Here is a 15,855-nt window from a genome sequence, read left to right as displayed (position 1 = left end):
ACTATTCACCGCAGTTGCGAGTGCATCTTTTTTTGAAAAATCCTTGAATTTGAGTTTTATAGCTCAGCTCTTTTACCATATTTCCCAGGTGGAATGCCCGTGATGTTCTTGAAGGTACGGATGAAATTGGCATAATCGTTAAAGCCGGACAGATAGCAGGTATCGGATACGGAGTTCCCGGCGGACAAGAGCTGCTTGGATAACGCTATTTTTTTGAGCAAGACGTAACGGTAGATGGTTCCGCCTGTCTGCTGTTTGAACAGATGGCTGAGATAATATTTATCGACGTTCAGTTCTCCAGCGATTTGCTCCAGTGACAGATTTAGATGCAAGTGGTTGTCGATATAGCTCATGGCTGATTGAATATGTGAGGAAATAATGCTGGGCACGGTGGATCGGGTACGGCTGTACAGCTCATTGATGAGGACGAGGATTTGAACCAGGTAGGTCAGAGCCAGAACTTCGCTCCCGTACTGCTGATTCTCTAATGTCTCAATCAGGCGGGAAGCAAGGGTTGTATACTCTGCAATCAGCGGTTCATCCATTTGCGCGAGATTATGTTCTCCGGGCTGGCGGTTCTGGAAACAAGCGAGCAGATTTGTAGATGCGGTACAGAAGGGATAGACAAGTGGAGCTTTGAAATGGATTGTCAACCGTTCATAAGGCTCTGGAGATAAATTGATGATTTTATGAATCTCGTGATTGTTGAACAACAGAACATTGCCCCGCTGCAGGGGATAGCTGAACTGATCTACAAAACCGTTCACCTTGCCGCCCAAGAACAGGAAAATCTCATAGTGATCATGGATGTGAAAATCCCTGGTAGGTGAGATGGGCGAGTTTCCGATACCTGCCAGAATATCTCCATCGAACGGCTCATAATACTGGGCATGCTTCATTGGAATTGCCCCTTTCAGATTGATCACAATATACGCAATAAAACATCATTATTCGCAAAGACATTGCAATAATACAACACTAAACTATAGTAGAAGATTACGCAATATAACAAGATTCAGGCGGTAGGCAAGAGAAATAGCTGTAGCTGATTAGACGCAATTGAAAGGGTGGAATTGTGCATGAATGGGAAGGAACAGCGTAAATACTGGCTGGATACAATGCTGCTGATCGGGGGGCCTGTGCTGAATGCTTTGGCTGAGCGGAAATTAAAGGAACAGCTGCCTACAGAGTTTCATAGGGATCGGAGCCAGTTTGCCCATTTGGAGGCTTTTGCGAGATTGGCTTGCGGAATGGCCCCTTGGCTTGAACTAGAGGGACTTGAGGGCACGGAAGAACAGCTTAGAGCACGTTATGCAGGGCTAATGCTGGAAGCCATTGATGCCGCTGTTGATCCGAATTCACCTGATTATATGGAATTCAAGACCGAAGGCCAACCGCTGGTTGATGCGGCATTCCTGGCACACGCGCTGGTTCGTGCACCAAAGCAGCTTGCCGCCAAGCTGAGTGCGCGGGTCAAAGGGAACTTAATAACAGCGTTGAAGCAGACACGCCGGACAGCACCAAGCGGAAGCAACTGGCTGCTGTTCAGTGCAATGGTGGAAGCCGCTTTGTATATACTCGGCGATCCTGAATATGACCGGATGCGCGTTGGTTATGCGGTCCGTATGTTCATGGATTGGTATAAGGGCGACGGAGTTTACGGGGATGGCAAGGACTTTCACTGGGATTATTACAACAGCTTTGTTATTCAGCCGATGCTGGTGGATGTGGTAGCACTTTTTGAACAGGAGTCGGAGCAATATTCCGCATTGAAACCGCTGATTCTGGAACGGGCACAGCGATACGCTACTGTTCTCGAACGGATCATTGCACCGGATGGAACCTATCCCTTTATCGGGCGTTCGATCGTTTACCGTTTTGGGGCGTTTCAACTGCTGTCGCAGGCGGCGCTGCAGCATTTTTTGGAGGAAGCATTGCCCCCTGCACAGGTACGCTGCGCTTTGACAGCTGTGATTACGCGAATTATGGAATATCCGGATACGCTGGATGAGTCCGGATGGCTACGTCCGGGGGTATACGGTTATCAGCCGGAGCTTGCGGAGAGCTATATCAATACAGGCAGTCTTTATTTATGCGCCTCCGTATTCCTCCCGCTGGGGCTGCTCCCTTCTGATCCTTTCTGGTCAGGGGAAGAGATGAAATGGACTACATTAAAAATTACAGCCGGTGAGGATGTTATGAGAGATCATGCCTTGGAATAAAAAGTATTCAGCCATATTAGTGAAGAATAAGATGCTTCGCGGATCTGACTGATCTATAAGGAGGAAAAAAGGCATGAATAAACAGATGCTTTTGGAAATAGTGCATAAAATGAAGCCAGTCGATCTGAGCTTGTATTATCCAAAGGGGGAGGCGGCTGCTTTTTGGAAACAGGCGTTATCATCGGGAGTACTACAGGCAGATAGCAGCGAGATCCGCGCGGAGGCGGTAAGACTGGACGGGCAGTCTATACCTGAACTGTCGTATACGTTATTTTCCACTTATTCGCGTACGGGTTCGAGGCTGGAATATGAACGGGTCTATTTTGAACGGAGAAGAAGGCTGAATACTTATGTATTTCTGGCTTTGCTGGAGCCGGATCATCCGGAAGTACTGGAGAAGCTGGAGGACATCCTCTGGGCTATATGCGATGAGTACGCCTGGTGTCTTCCGGCCCACCTCCCAGCGGATCATAATGCAGCTGATATCAACCGGTATATTGATCTGTTTTCTTCCGAGACCGGATTTACTTTAAGTGAAGTTTTACTTTTGCTCGGGGAACGACTTTCGCAGCTTCTGAGATCCCGAATCCACCATGAAGTAGAGCGGAGACTGTTTCGTCCATTTCTTGAAAATGATCCTTATGATTGGGAGACAGCGCGGCATAATTGGGCAGCGGTCTGTGCGGGATCAATCGGGGCTGCTGCCTTGCTGTCTGTGGAGGACCCGGCCATGCTTGCGGATATTCTGCTGAGGACAGAGCGCGCCATGTTGTATTACCTGGAAGGGTTCGGTGAGGACGGTGCCTGTCTGGAAGGCCTTGGGTACTGGAATTATGGGTTTGGTTATTTCACTTATTATAGCGATCTGCTCTGTTCCAGAAGCGCAGGCAGACTGGACTGGTTCAAGCAAGAGAAGGTAGCGCAAATCGCGCGCTTCCAACAAAAATGTTTCATTGACGGAAGTCATGTAGCCAATTTCTCTGATTCAGTGCCTCAGGTGCTAGTACATATGGGATTGTCCCATTATCTGGCGGAAGTCTGTACGGATGTCGAACGCCCCCCATCCGCTTTGCGTGCTCCTTACACTGAAGATCATTGCAGCCGCTTTGCACCGGCTTTCCGCAATCTGATCTGGACCAGGGCTGGCAAGGAGGACGAAGCTTGGCGAGCCGCCAGCTATTTTCTCCCTGATGCCGCTTGGCTTGTCTCGCGTCATGTGTCGGAGGCGGGTTCATTCGGATTCGCAGCCAAGGGCGGGCACAATGCTGAACCGCATAACCATAATGATCTGGGACATTTCATTCTGAGCGGCCGGGGAGAAATCTACGCATCCGATCTTGGGAGCGGAGAGTATACTGCTGATTATTTTGGGGCTGGCCGTTACCAGTATGACTGCAATGGATCGCAGGGTCATTCGCTGCCGATCATTGATGGCCAGTATCAGCTGGCCGGTCGGGAGTTCAGCTCCACAGTGCTGCATGCATCGGCGGCGGAGGAGAATGATGAGCTGACACTGGATCTGACACAGGCGTATCAGGTAACAGGACTACAGTCCTTAATCCGTTCGTTCGTCTGGCATAAAGAGGAATGTCCACAGCTGGAGCTTACAGACACTTACCGGTATGCGGGAATTCCAGCGAGCTGGACGGAGCGGTTTGTCACCTGGCGTGAGCCTAAGCTTTTTCATCCGGGTACCTTGCTGCTGCCGGGGACTATGACTCGCGGCGTTGAAGTGACTTACGATTCACTGAAAGTTGAGCCGGAGATTACTGTGCATATGTACCGGGATCATTTTGGCATGGAGAAGCTCTGGTATAGTCTGGACTTCCATGTGCTTCAGCTTGGCGCGGTGGGCAAACTGGTATTCACTTTTCAATTTCTATAAAAGATGGGCCTGAGCTTATAAAAAGTCCTCTATCAGAGGGTAGAGGCTAATTCGAATAAAGGCGGGATTTAGATGAGTAGATTAGTAAAGCAAGCTTGGGTAGACGAGGCTTGGGGCAAAGCCTTGGAGAAGACTAGAACGAACAACCGGAGAATCGGTGCAGAATTCCCCCATGCGAGTCAAGGCGGCAAATACGTGCTTGAAGCACCAAACTGGTGGACAGCCGGCTTTTGGCCGGGAATGCTCTGGCAGCTCTATGCTGAGAGTGGTGATGAGGATTTGAAAGCGGTTGCTGAGCAGTGTGAGGAACGGCTTGACGAGGTGCTGGATGGTTATGTGAAGCTGGACCATGACCTAGGCTTTATGTGGCTGTTGACCAGTGTTGCGAACTACAAGCTCACGGGCAGAGAAGCATCACGAGTCCGGGCGTTGAAGGCAGCCAACTATCTGGCGGCCCGCTTCAATCTGAAAGGACGCTACATCCGGGCCTGGAATCCATGGAGTGAAGGCGAGGATAACAGCGGGGTAGCCATTATCGATTGCTGCATGAATACCAGCCTGCTTTTCTGGGCTTCCGAAGTAACAGGGGATCCACGTTATCGACATATCGCTGAGGCGCATATGGATACGGTGCTGGAGCACTTCATCCGGCCGGATGGTTCGGTTTATCACATCGTCAAATTCAACCCGGAATCGGGCGAAGTGGTTGAAAAGCTTGGCGGGCAAGGTTTTGCGCCCGAGTCAGCTTGGTCGCGCGGGGCAGCCTGGGCGCTCTACGGACTGTCATTGGCCTATCATCATACAGGCAAGCAAAGTTACCTCAATGCAGCCAAGCAGGTCGCGCATTTCTTCTTGACCCGTCTGCCCGAAGATCATGTTCCACATTGGGATTTCCGTGCTCCCGGTGAAGTTGGGGAGATTCGGGATAGCTCTGCTGGTGCCTGTGCAGCGAGTGGCTTGCTGTTGTTAGCTAGCCAAGTAGATGACTCGGAGGCACATGTGTATCAGAACGGGGCTATAAGAATTACAGAATCCCTTTATAGGAATTATGGAACTTGGGACAATGCAGAAGAAGAAGGGTTGCTGCTTCATGGTACGAGTAACTATCCTGAGAATCGGAATATAGATGTTCCGCTAATCTATGGTGATTTCTTCTATGTCGAAGCGCTAGCCCGGCTAAAAGAAGCCGGACCGTTCTACTGGGAATAGGGGGCACATAATGCAGACTGAGAAGACATTTACGACTATTGCTAAAAATCCGCTAAAGACCCGGGAGGATCTGATCTCTGCTCTTGAACAGCTTACAGATCCGCTTCGGCCGCTCTACAGCAGAGGCGGTGCACGGCTGGCAATCGGCGGAACAGGAGCGAGCTATCCGGCTGCAACTGCAGAAATGGAAGGTTTCTCCCGGGTATTGTGGGGCTTAGTGCCCCTGCTCATGGGAGGCGGTGAAAGCGGGCTTTGGGATACTGTGCTGGATGGCATACGCCACGGCACGGATCCTGCCCATGAAGAATACTGGGGTGTAGTTCAAGATTATGACCAGCGTCTGGTAGAGATGGCGGTCTTCGGTTTCGCCTTAGCCGCCATTCCTGAACAGATCTGGTCACCACTTACCCAGAAGGAACAGGAGCAATTGTACAGTTGGCTGAATCAGATTAATTCCCATCCTTGCTATGACTGCAACTGGCTGTTCTTCAACGTGCTGGTTAATGTCGGATTCCGCAGAGTCGGCTGTCCCTACGACGCGGAGCAGCTGGAGAACAATCTGAAGCGAATGGATGATTTTTATCTGGGTGATGGCTGGTACAGTGATGGAATTAACGGGCATAGCGATTATTATGTTCCTTTTGCCATCCATTATTATGCGCTACTGTACGCGAAGCTGATGGAACAGGAGGACCCGGAACGTTCACAGGTGTTCAAAGAACGGGCCCGGCTTTTTGCCACCGAATTCTTGGGCTGGTTCGCTCCGGACGGATCTGCCCTTCCTTATGGAAGGAGCTTAAGCTACCGTTTTGCCCAGTCTGCTTTCTGGGGTGCCCTCGTCTATGCAGGCGTTGAAGTATTCCCTGTAGGTGTGGTCAAAGGATTAGTACTGCGCAATTTGCGCTGGTGGTTCAGCCAGCCGATCTTTGATGCCGGAGGCGTTCTGACGATTGGTTATACCTACCCCAACTTGGTCATGGCGGAGAATTATAACGCTCCCGGTTCGCCCTATTGGGCGTTAAAGACATTCCTGCCATTGGCTCTCAGCGCGGAGCATCCATTCTGGAAGGAAGAAGAACTGCCGCTGCCGGATATTCCTGCAGTTATAGTCCAGAAGCCTGCGCATCTTGTCATTGTCCGCGAACCTGCTTCCGGCCATGTGGCTGCCTTCAACAGCGGTCATCTATATACGAATGAACATACCCACACGTCTGCCAAGTATGAGAAATTTGTATACTCAACAGGCTTCGGATTCAGTGTGCCCCGCTCCGAATGGGGATTGTCTCAAGGGGCATTTGATTCCATGCTCGCTCTGAGTGAGAGCGGGGACAACTTGTATCGGGTCAGACGGCGGAATATGGAGACAACAATTGTGGACAATGTGCTGCACTCCGTCTGGAAGCCATGGACTAATGTGGAGGTTCGGACCTGGATCGTTGCTGGGCTGCCCTGGCATATTCGGATACACCGGATCGAGACCGGACGACCGTTGGACGCCGCAGAGGGCGGCTTCGCGCTTGGTCAGGAAGCGGGGGTGGAACAGCAGATCGGCCTTACAACCGCCGCAGTATCTACAGCATGGGGAACAAGCGGAGTCAAGGGTTTGATCGGCTATGAAAAGGCGGAGCTAATTTGGCCTAATGCCAACACAAACCTGCTTCATCCCCGGACTGTTTTGCCTACACTGACGACTTTCCTTGAACCTGGAATCCACTGGCTGGCTTCGGCTGTGTACGGTGATCCGTCGGGAGATTCTTGCGGGGGTATTCTTGAACAATTACCAGAGTCTATTTTGAAGGTTACTTTTGATAAGGACATCATAAAGGTTTTTACGTCTAGTGAAGCGGAAGTTATTATCAAAAGAGAGTGAGAATTACCGCTAACAACATCGTGTTAAAAGACAAGTGAATGAGTAGAGTATGACTGATTTCTCGTATAAAAAATAAATTTCTGTGGTTGTACAATTTCCCCCGTACAGGCACTTCTAGGCGCACGCCCACATACAATAAGGATGACCATGAACCCGTAAGGCAAACAGATCGGTTTCATTGTACAAGTGCGGGAGGTGTCGCCAAGTTGCCTGGATTCTTAAGCACGATTGCGTTGCTGATCAAAGAACTGACGCTGCTGGTATCATACGTAAGGAATAATGCATTTCCACAACCGCTCTCGGAGCAGGAGGAAAGCCGATACTTAGGGATGATGGCTGAGGGAGATGCCAAGGCCCGCAATTTGTTGATTGAGCATAATTTGCGGCTCGTTGCCCATATAGTGAAGAAATTCGATAACACTGGGGAGGACATGGAGGATCTGATCTCCATCGGCACGATCGGCTTGATTAAAGCTATCGAGAGCTACCGCCCGAACAAAGGCACAAAGCTGGCCACTTTTGCTGCCCGTTGTATCGAAAACGAGATCCTAATGCACCTGCGTTCGCTCAAGAAAACACGTAAAGACGTATCCCTGCATGATCCAATTGGGACGGACAAAGAAGGTAATGAAATTACACTTATCGATATTCTTGGCTCCGAAGCTGATGATGTTATTAAAGAAGTGGATTTGAAGATTGAGAAGAGCAAAATTTATCGTAACCTCGATATTCTGGATGACCGGGAAAAAGAAGTTGTCGTTGGGCGGTTTGGATTGGATACGGGTGGGGAAGAGAGGACACAGAGGGAGATTGCTAAGGAGTTGGGGATCTCGCGGAGTTATGTTTCGAGGATAGAGAAGAGGGCGCTCATGAAGTTGTATCATGAGTTTTATAAGGCTAAGCGGTGAGACTGATGACAATTACACAGTAATAATCTATTAATAATAAAACTTAAAAAACGACTTGTCTACGGATGAGTCGTTTTTTGTGTGGATAGGGTTCGCCCTACTTATGATACGGTTCATCGCACCATCTGTAACGGCAAGTTATAAGGCCATCCCTTTCGGGATGGCCCTTCCTGTAAACATGGTTACTCAAGTACTCTGTCATTTATAATTGAACTTATTTTAATTATTAGTTTCTAGTAATCTGGATACAATAGTTGCAAACTCAGCTCTAGTAATATCTTTTTCAGGCTTAAATGTACTGTCTGCGTACCCTGTAATAATATTATTGGATGCGAGTGCGTCGATGGAATCATAATACCATGCATTTCTTGTAACATCTTTGAATGATGTGTTTCCAGTACCAGTTAGCTTAAAGGCTCGAGTGATTAGTGCCGCTAATTCACTACGGCTAATCTTCTCATCTGGACGGAAGCTTCCGTCGCTATATCCGTTCATCAAGCCTGATCCGGCTGCTGCACCGATAAACTTATTCGCCCAATGAGTTGAAGCTACATCTGTAAAGTTACTTTCATGTCCTTCAAGTCCCATGTGCGTTGCAATTACCTTGATGGCTTCCGCACGAGTCAAACCTGAATTTGGGCGGAATGTTCCATCGGAATATCCCGTCAATAATCCCTTAGCAATTAGTGCGTCAATGCTTGTTTTTGCCCAATGATTCATTGTATCTACAAAACTAACAACTTTCGGCTTATCTGCTGGTGTTATTGTTTCTGCAGGTGACGGTGTTTCTATAGGCGTTGTTATTGCTGGAGGTGTCACTGTACCTCCTCCAGTATTTGGATGGGTTGGTCCATTATCTGTGTTTGGATCAGGATTAGTAGAGTTTGAAACGTATTGAAGTGCTGGAGCAAATGTTGTAAGTAGTCTAGCTTGACTTTGTTGCTCAAGAGCGTAGCTCATGCCTAAAACTTTTGCATCGTCCCATGCTCTACCAACCAGTTGCATAGAGATAGAATATCCGCTGTCATTCGTTCCTACAGGAACAACTACCGTAGGTAGTCCCATAGTAGAGGTTAATACGCCTGTGTTACGGTCTGAACTTAATTGAGAAGCTGCTGCGTCATTGTTATATACGTCGCTAATAAAACCTGCATAAACAACAGCATCAACACCATTCGCGTCCATCCAGCCTTTGATAACTTCCTTATAGTCAGTTCTATACTTAATGTAATCTTGTACAGCCTGTTCAGTCATACGAGTTGGGGTACTATATCCTCTTTGGTTATAGATAAGCACTTTATCTGAAGCTAATACACTTGCTCCATCAATATAAGGGAAGTCCTTATGAAGCTCAATATAACGTGCCCAACCTTCAGTAGATCCATTAATACCTGAAGGACGACTAGGGCCTGATGGTACAGCTGACATTTCAACCATTGTCGCCCCCGCTGCTTGAAGCTCTGAGAACTTATCCATCACTGCCTGTCCAGTATCATCATCAGCATATGCAGATACAAAGGATGCAGGAATGTATCCAATTTTCTTTCCTTTCAATGCATTAGCATCCAGAGATTCCTTCCAATCCACTGGACGCTTATGATCTGCATCAGCAGTGACTGTGAAAATATCCTGTGGGTCCGTACCCGTTGTAGCATTCAATATAATGGCTAGGTCAGTTACTGTTTTGGCAATGGGACCTGCATAATCTTGTCCCCAAGTGAGTGGCAGTACACCTGTAGTACTTGCCATACCGTCTGTACCCCGGAAGCTTTTTAAGCTAGCGCCTGTAGTTGGTGCATATAGAGATACCCCTGTTTGCGATCCCATTGCTGCTGCTGCAAAATCAGCTGCAACAGATACTGCAGACCCGCCGCTTGAGCCAAAAGATGTTTTCGATGGATAGAGTGCATTCCATGTTTGCTGCCAGCCGCTTTCACTAAAGCTTCCGCTGTTAGCAAACTCAGAAGTGTTTACTTTACCAATAATTACAGCTCCAGCTTCCCGCAGTTTTTTCACTTGGAATGCATCAGAATCAGGCTGCCAGCCTTCAAGAGCTTTACTGCCACCGGTAGTAGGCATATCCTTTGTATCATAAATATCTTTTATCGCAATTGGAATACCCAATAAATCACCTTTTACACCTTGTGCACGGGCATCGTCAGCAGCTTTTGCTTGGTTAAGCGCAGTTTCAGATACATGCAGGAATGCATGGAATCCCAATTGTCCCTCATCGTATACCTTGATTCTATCTAAATAGGCTTGAGTAATTTGTACAGAAGTAGTTTTGCCATTAATCATATCCTGCTGCATTTCTGCAATGGATTTATTCTTAACATCATACGGCGATGAAGTTACTAATTCTTTAGGTGCAGGAGCATTTGGAATAACCAGATGATCTCCAGTATCAAGTCCCTCTATAGCAGATATATCCCAGTTGCTAATTGAACGAATTTGTGCGTTTGTTAATCCGGTTACGTCTAGCAGACTATTAAGTCCATCTAGACTAGCAACCAGATTTTTTAATCCTTCTTCACCAGCTTCTCCAACTTGTACATAATTTACTAGGGACTTCGACTCACCCGGCCTAATATTTAATGTGTTAATGAACCCATAGAAATTCGCTTCATTTCCATGCTCAGCTAAGGGTATTGTGAATGGATCCTGTTGCTGATTACCTAGACCGGTTAATCCATTATCAAACGGCTTTGGAGATCCCACTGCAACGCCTAGCGGCTTATTGTTTTTGGCGCTACTATCTACAACAATCCATGAATCATCTGTAGTTACCTTTAGATCGCCTGAATAGGTTGCCTTAACTACTGAAGCATTTGTTGTTGTACCATATCCTAAAGAGCCACCGAATGATACATCAACTTTTATTGCCACATCATTTTTATTAGTGAAAGTATCAAAGAATCTCGTTCGATTATGAATAGTATCCACATACACCTCACGTGTTACAGTTACATTTCCTAGATTTACAGATTGAGCCGAAGTAAACTTATTAACGCCGTCATATTTCAAGTCAAACCCACGCATCATTTGACCATTCATCAGTGGAGCTGAAGGCGAGGACACTTTAACAAAGATATTGCCGAAACCTTGTACTTGTGTAGCACCAACTGTACGTAAACTTCCTGTGTCTAAGCTAGGAGCAAAGACATCGTGAATCTCCCATACTGTGCCACTTTCTGAAGTAACTCTAGTTAAAGCGTCAGCTGTTTGGAACGGAATTACACTCGTAGCAATAACAGATAACACAATTGAAGTAGCTATAAATTGCTTTTTACTCCAATTTTTTTTTGCTGGTGAATATTCAGATCGGGTGGAACCAGAATGCTCTCTTTTAGTTTCACGTAGACGTTTGAACTTATTCATGTGCGTAATCTCCTTTTCCTGTATGTATTTTATTATTTAATGTTAGGAAATATAACACTAGTATTTGTTTCAGTCAATGAATATTATGAATTTAATATATTTTAAGTTTGTAAAAAGAAAAAAATAGCTCTTTTAATTATATAATGTAATGTATATGTAAACTATTGCGCTAAATATATTACAATTTATGATAGTTTTTGGAGAATCCATAGGATATTGAGTATCATCATCCAGCTGCATCACCAAAAACCTTGAATTTTACTTAACTTTATGTGAATTTGACGAAATGAAAAAGAAAAGGAATAGCTAAAAATTAACGGAGAATATTATGTTTTTCATTTCATGAAAGTGGAAGATTGAAGATTCTATATCGGAGCATGGCATAAGGCAGAATCACTGATGATTCCAGATGCATAGCCGCAAGATCACTAATGGGCATCCTGAAAAGAGTAAAGTATCTGTTGGGAAAGAAGCCATAAGAATAGCCAGGTAGTGTATCTGGAATAAGTGAGATTTCATTGTGGAAACCCTTTAGCGGGTGGTAACGTTATAAGGCAGATGAGGATGCAAAGGAACAAGGCTTTGAAATTATTGTGTTTTATATGGGACTAGCAGATGTTCGGCTAAATATTGAATGTATTGCTCTACGTGTGAAAAACGGTGGCTATCATATTGAAACCGAGGATATTGTTAGATGCAATTTAACAAGTATGAATATTCTGATATCTCACTTAGAGTTGATTGATCAAGTAAAGCGTTATTTAAATGGATTACCAGGATGTACACAAGAAATCAATCGGAAACTACAAATTAAATATAATATGCAAAAGGAAACCAATTCGAATCAGAATCGATCGTAATTGGTTTATTTTTTTGACCTCACATCGTTGTCCATAACCTTAAGAAATCGATAATACTGTGGAAGACATGGAGGATTTGATCTCCATCGGCACTATCTGTCAAATTAAAGCTATTGAGAGCTATCGTCCAAACAAAGGAAGCAAACTAGCCACATTTGCAGCACGTTGTATTGAAAACGAAATTCTGATGCACCTGCGTTCGCTCAAGAAAACACGTAAAGACGTATCCCTGCATGATCCAATTGGGACGGACAAAGAAGGTAATGAAATTACACTTATCGATATCCTTGGCTCCGAAGCTGATGATGTCATTAAAGAAGTCGATCTGAAGATCGAAAAGAGTAAGATATATCGTAACCTTGATATTCTGGATGACCGGGAAAAAGAAGTTGTGGTTGGGCGGTTTGGATTGGATACAGGTGGAGAAGAGCGGGCGCAGCGGGAGATTGCCAAAGAGCTGGGGATCTCGCGGAGTTATGTTTCGAGGATAGAGAAGAGGGCGCTCATGAAGCTTTATCATGAGTTTTATAGGCTAAGCGGTAAACTCATAATCACAAGGTAGTATCCGTTAACCGGCATACATAGAAAGCTTCAAGGACCATATTAGAATTTTTTAGAGAAGATATAGTTCAGCGAATTTTTGTATTAAACCAACTCATAAAAATACATGAGAAAGGGAGAGGGCAAATTGTTAAGTGGTGCTCTGAAGAGTACATATATCCAGTCATCTTTTGCGATTATCCTGGGTATTGGGCATATTGCATTTTGGCTGTGAAGATATTTAGCTGTTGTTGCAATTAAAAAGAAAGGTACGGAAATCTTTAGTTAAATACAACACAAAAGCTTATTAAATATAACTAAATTTGAGTATCAAGCGAAATGAAAAACCACTTATGCTCGGAAATCCCAAGCTTGCTTAAGTGGTTAATCGTGCTTTTGAATCTTATAACAACCTTAAGTTGTCGGGTTCAATGCCCCTTGATACTCATCCATTAAATTGTCGATAATCTGCTGTACGGACAAAATCTCTTTAATCTCATGAACTCTGGACCCAGCAAAAACCAATCCGTTCTTAACATCTCCTCTAAGGGAAGTGAGCAGGGATTCCATTGTACAGAAGCGATGTGAACAAACCTTTAGACAATTATAGCATTTGACTATCTTTAATTTGGCATCATCACTGATCCGGTCCGTAAATTCATTCCGAATCGCTCTACCTTCTAGACCCACAGTAGACTTGATTAGGACAGTATCTCCTTGCTGAGCATCTACATACTTTTGCTTGAAGGCTAAGGGAGCATCACACTCAAGGCTAGCCACAAAACGGGTACCCATTTGAACACCAGATGCGCCGATCCGAAGGGCTTTTGCGATATCATCCCCTGTTAGAATTCCACCCGCAGCAATAACAGGAATCGAAACGGCCTCTAAGACTTCAGGAAGGATATCAAACATGGATCTGTCTGTACCTAAATGCCCTCCAGCTTCGAACCCTTCCACAACGACTGCGGAGGCACCAAGTCTTTCGGAAATTCGGGCTAATTTGGCGGATGAAACAATAGTTACGACAGGAGTACCATATTCTTTACCCCAAGCATAAATATCTCTAGAAATTCCGGCTCCGGAAATAATAAAGTCAACCTTTTCCTCCAAAGCAATCTTCATTTTTTCGGCAAAGTCCTTCACTGCGAATAGTACATTCACACCGATGTAGCCATTCCCTTTAGAGAGTTCTCTTGTTTTGCGAATATGCATTCTCAGCTCATCAGGAGTGATCCCTGTACCAGAGATGGTGCCGATCCCGCCTGCATTGGCTACAGCAGCGGCTAGTCCACTTAAGGATATGCCTACACCCATTCCACCTTGAATAACAGGAACTCTCGATTTAATATGTCCGAATTGGATTGTTGGAAGTTTCAATTACACACCTCTTTTGCAAGTTGTTGACATTATTAATACTCCTCTAGAGTAATAAGATATATCGTAACACAGCTAATTCTTTCCCGGATGTGACTGTAAACATGCTCAAACTATGTTAAATATCATGTCTTTCAACTGTTTTCTTTAAGTTGTTGATATCAAGTGAAAATTTAAGAAAACGAAGTGACTATTAAAAAAAGGACAATGAATAACAAAAAAAGAGCCATCCATCCGGTAAAACCTTCATACTTCTATCAACGCTTTTCTATCAAGAAAGTGGATTTTGACATCGTATCGTGTCCACAACCTCAAAAATTCGATAATGCCGGAGAAGACATGGAGGACTTAATCTCCATCGGAACCATTGGCTTGATTAAAGCCATCGAGAGCTATCGTCCGAACAAAGGAACCAAACTGGCCACATTTGCAGCACGTTGTATTGAAAACGAAATCCTAATGCACCTTAGATCCTTAAAGAAAACGCGGAAAGACGTATCCCGCGGCTGTCCTCGCAGTGGGCGCCATCCAGTTTTCCGCTGGCGAGAGGCTTGGCGTATTTCACTGTTCAGCGAATACGGGTCAGAACACTGGCTTGCAAGCAAGCTTGTTGCTGTTAGTCTGGCAATAGTGCTTGGTGTTATTACAAGTATTTTGCTGTGCCATCGGCATTATTACAAGCAATATGGATAGGAGGGAAGAGTGGTGCGAGGAGCTGAGTTAAAACTTACCGCGGTTGAACTTCTTGCAGATAATGGTCACCTGCTGCTAGGGAATGTGAATCTGGCTTTGCCGCCAGGCTGGTATGGTCTGGAGGGAGCCAATGGCAGCGGAGAACAGCATTGCTCAAAGCGATAGCTGGCCTCGGCCTCTAACTGGCGGGCAATGGAGACTTTTCTACCCTTATTATTTGCAAAATAATGTATAGGGCGGTTTTTAAATGAGGATACGTATGAAGGGCAGATTGATAATCCGCTGACACTGAATTTGTATACGTATGTGGAGAACAATCCGTTAACTCATGTCGATCCAACAGGACACTATACTGAGAACCAAGTGGATTTGATGCTTACAACAGCTTGAATTTCTGGGAGTAAATCACAACTCTATTGGGATATTCGTAGCGATCTTGGTTCATCAAAACCTATTCAATATTTAGATGAAAAGGGCAGAAAGCAATGGCTGAATCTCTTTAATATGGCTACATCAGCTGAAAGTAGCAAGGAACAGGTTACATCGGCAAAGAATCAATTAATGAGAGATTATGGAAGAGTCCAAGCTATGGACGATGCTATGCTTGGCGCTGCTTTAAGTCTATTTGCCGGTGGAAGTAAAGATAAAGTTCTAAAAACTCAAGTAAGCGGTAAAGCCTTAAGATTAATAAATAAAGAAACAGATATGTTAGCGGAATATTTGGGTTTTACAAAGACGAAATTAAAAATTAAGGATAAACCAGTGTATAAAAATGGTAAACTCTATATTGTCCAAGATCTTGATTCGCATATCGAAGGTATATGGAAAATGGCTACAAAACCAGAATATTTAGCTAGTAAAGATACTCGTTTGGGTACTTATGATGCGTTATTAAATAGGATTGGAGATTGAA

At 45.2% G+C, this 15,855-nt stretch carries 10 protein-coding genes and 3 pseudogenes; 10 read left to right on the top strand and 3 right to left on the bottom strand.

All coding sequences use genetic code 11. The features are described from left to right. Positions 1-56 precede the first annotated feature (56 nt). A complete protein-coding gene (locus tag MHH49_RS02985; protein WP_038569280.1) occupies positions 57-899 on the bottom strand; it encodes a helix-turn-helix domain-containing protein in 843 nt (280 codons plus the stop codon). Between the two features lie 180 nt (positions 900-1,079). Between MHH49_RS02985 and MHH49_RS02980 the strand changes: the two genes are divergently transcribed. The 5 genes from MHH49_RS02980 to sigK (MHH49_RS02960) all read left to right on the top strand — a co-directional run bounded on the left by MHH49_RS02980 (position 1,080) and on the right by sigK (MHH49_RS02960) (position 8,094). Further along, positions 1,080-2,222 (top strand): DUF2264 domain-containing protein, encoded by a 1,143-nt coding sequence (locus MHH49_RS02980; protein ID WP_076144458.1) that lies wholly within the window; start codon positions 1,080-1,082, stop codon positions 2,220-2,222. Positions 2,223-2,295: 73 nt separating this feature from the next. Then, entirely contained in the window at positions 2,296-4,107 is a 1,812-nt protein-coding gene (locus MHH49_RS02975; protein ID WP_036675855.1) for a heparinase II/III family protein, read from the top strand. Positions 4,108-4,179: 72 nt separating this feature from the next. Then, positions 4,180-5,316, top strand: a complete 1,137-nt coding sequence (locus MHH49_RS02970; RefSeq protein WP_036675853.1) for a glycoside hydrolase family 88 protein — start codon at positions 4,180-4,182, stop codon at positions 5,314-5,316. 10 nt (positions 5,317-5,326) lie between these two features. Beyond that, entirely contained in the window at positions 5,327-7,186 is a 1,860-nt protein-coding gene (locus MHH49_RS02965) for a DUF2264 domain-containing protein (protein ID WP_036675851.1), read from the top strand. 206 nt (positions 7,187-7,392) lie between these two features. Further along, entirely contained in the window at positions 7,393-8,094 is a 702-nt protein-coding gene (gene sigK, locus MHH49_RS02960) for an RNA polymerase sporulation sigma factor SigK (protein ID WP_036675850.1), read from the top strand. 219 nt (positions 8,095-8,313) lie between these two features. On the opposite strand, the gene MHH49_RS02955 is transcribed toward sigK (MHH49_RS02960), so the two are convergent. Continuing rightward, positions 8,314-11,472 carry an amidase family protein gene (locus MHH49_RS02955; protein ID WP_094903893.1) on the bottom strand — a complete coding sequence of 1,053 codons (3,159 nt, stop codon included), beginning with the start codon at positions 11,470-11,472 and terminating at the stop codon, positions 8,314-8,316. A 903-nt stretch (positions 11,473-12,375) separates the two neighbouring features. Between MHH49_RS02955 and sigK (MHH49_RS02950) the strand changes: the two are divergent. Then, positions 12,376-12,894, top strand: a pseudogene (gene sigK / locus MHH49_RS02950) (RNA polymerase sporulation sigma factor SigK); the annotation flags it as partial. 392 nt (positions 12,895-13,286) lie between these two features. Here sigK (MHH49_RS02950) and MHH49_RS02945 read toward each other — a convergent pair. After that, positions 13,287-14,252 (bottom strand): NAD(P)H-dependent flavin oxidoreductase, encoded by a 966-nt coding sequence (locus tag MHH49_RS02945; protein ID WP_036675848.1) that lies wholly within the window; start codon positions 14,250-14,252, stop codon positions 13,287-13,289. Positions 14,253-14,561: 309 nt separating this feature from the next. On the opposite strand from MHH49_RS02945, the pseudogene MHH49_RS02940 reads away from it, so the two are divergent. The 4 genes and pseudogenes from MHH49_RS02940 to MHH49_RS02930 all read left to right on the top strand — a co-directional run. Further along, a pseudogene (locus tag MHH49_RS02940) lies at positions 14,562-14,753 on the top strand (sigma factor); the annotation flags it as partial. A gap of 201 nt (positions 14,754-14,954) precedes the next feature. Then, the gene (locus tag MHH49_RS02935; RefSeq protein ID WP_179087385.1) at positions 14,955-15,107 is read left to right on the top strand and encodes a hypothetical protein; all 153 of its coding nucleotides are present in this window, start codon (positions 14,955-14,957) and stop codon (positions 15,105-15,107) included. Between the two features lie 66 nt (positions 15,108-15,173). Beyond that, positions 15,174-15,293 (top strand): annotated as a pseudogene (locus tag MHH49_RS31120) (RHS repeat-associated core domain-containing protein); the annotation flags it as partial. 153 nt (positions 15,294-15,446) lie between these two features. Further along, on the top strand, positions 15,447-15,854 hold the full coding sequence (locus tag MHH49_RS02930; protein WP_076297792.1) for a toxin C-terminal domain-containing protein: 408 nt from the start codon (positions 15,447-15,449) through the stop codon (positions 15,852-15,854). Position 15,855 lies beyond the last annotated feature (1 nt).

It is taken from the genome of Paenibacillus sp. FSL F4-0122 (assembly GCF_038002845.1).
GTDB lineage: Bacteria > Bacillota > Bacilli > Paenibacillales > Paenibacillaceae > Paenibacillus_AQ > Paenibacillus_AQ odorifer.
This window is presented reverse-complemented; position numbering and strand designations above follow the sequence as displayed.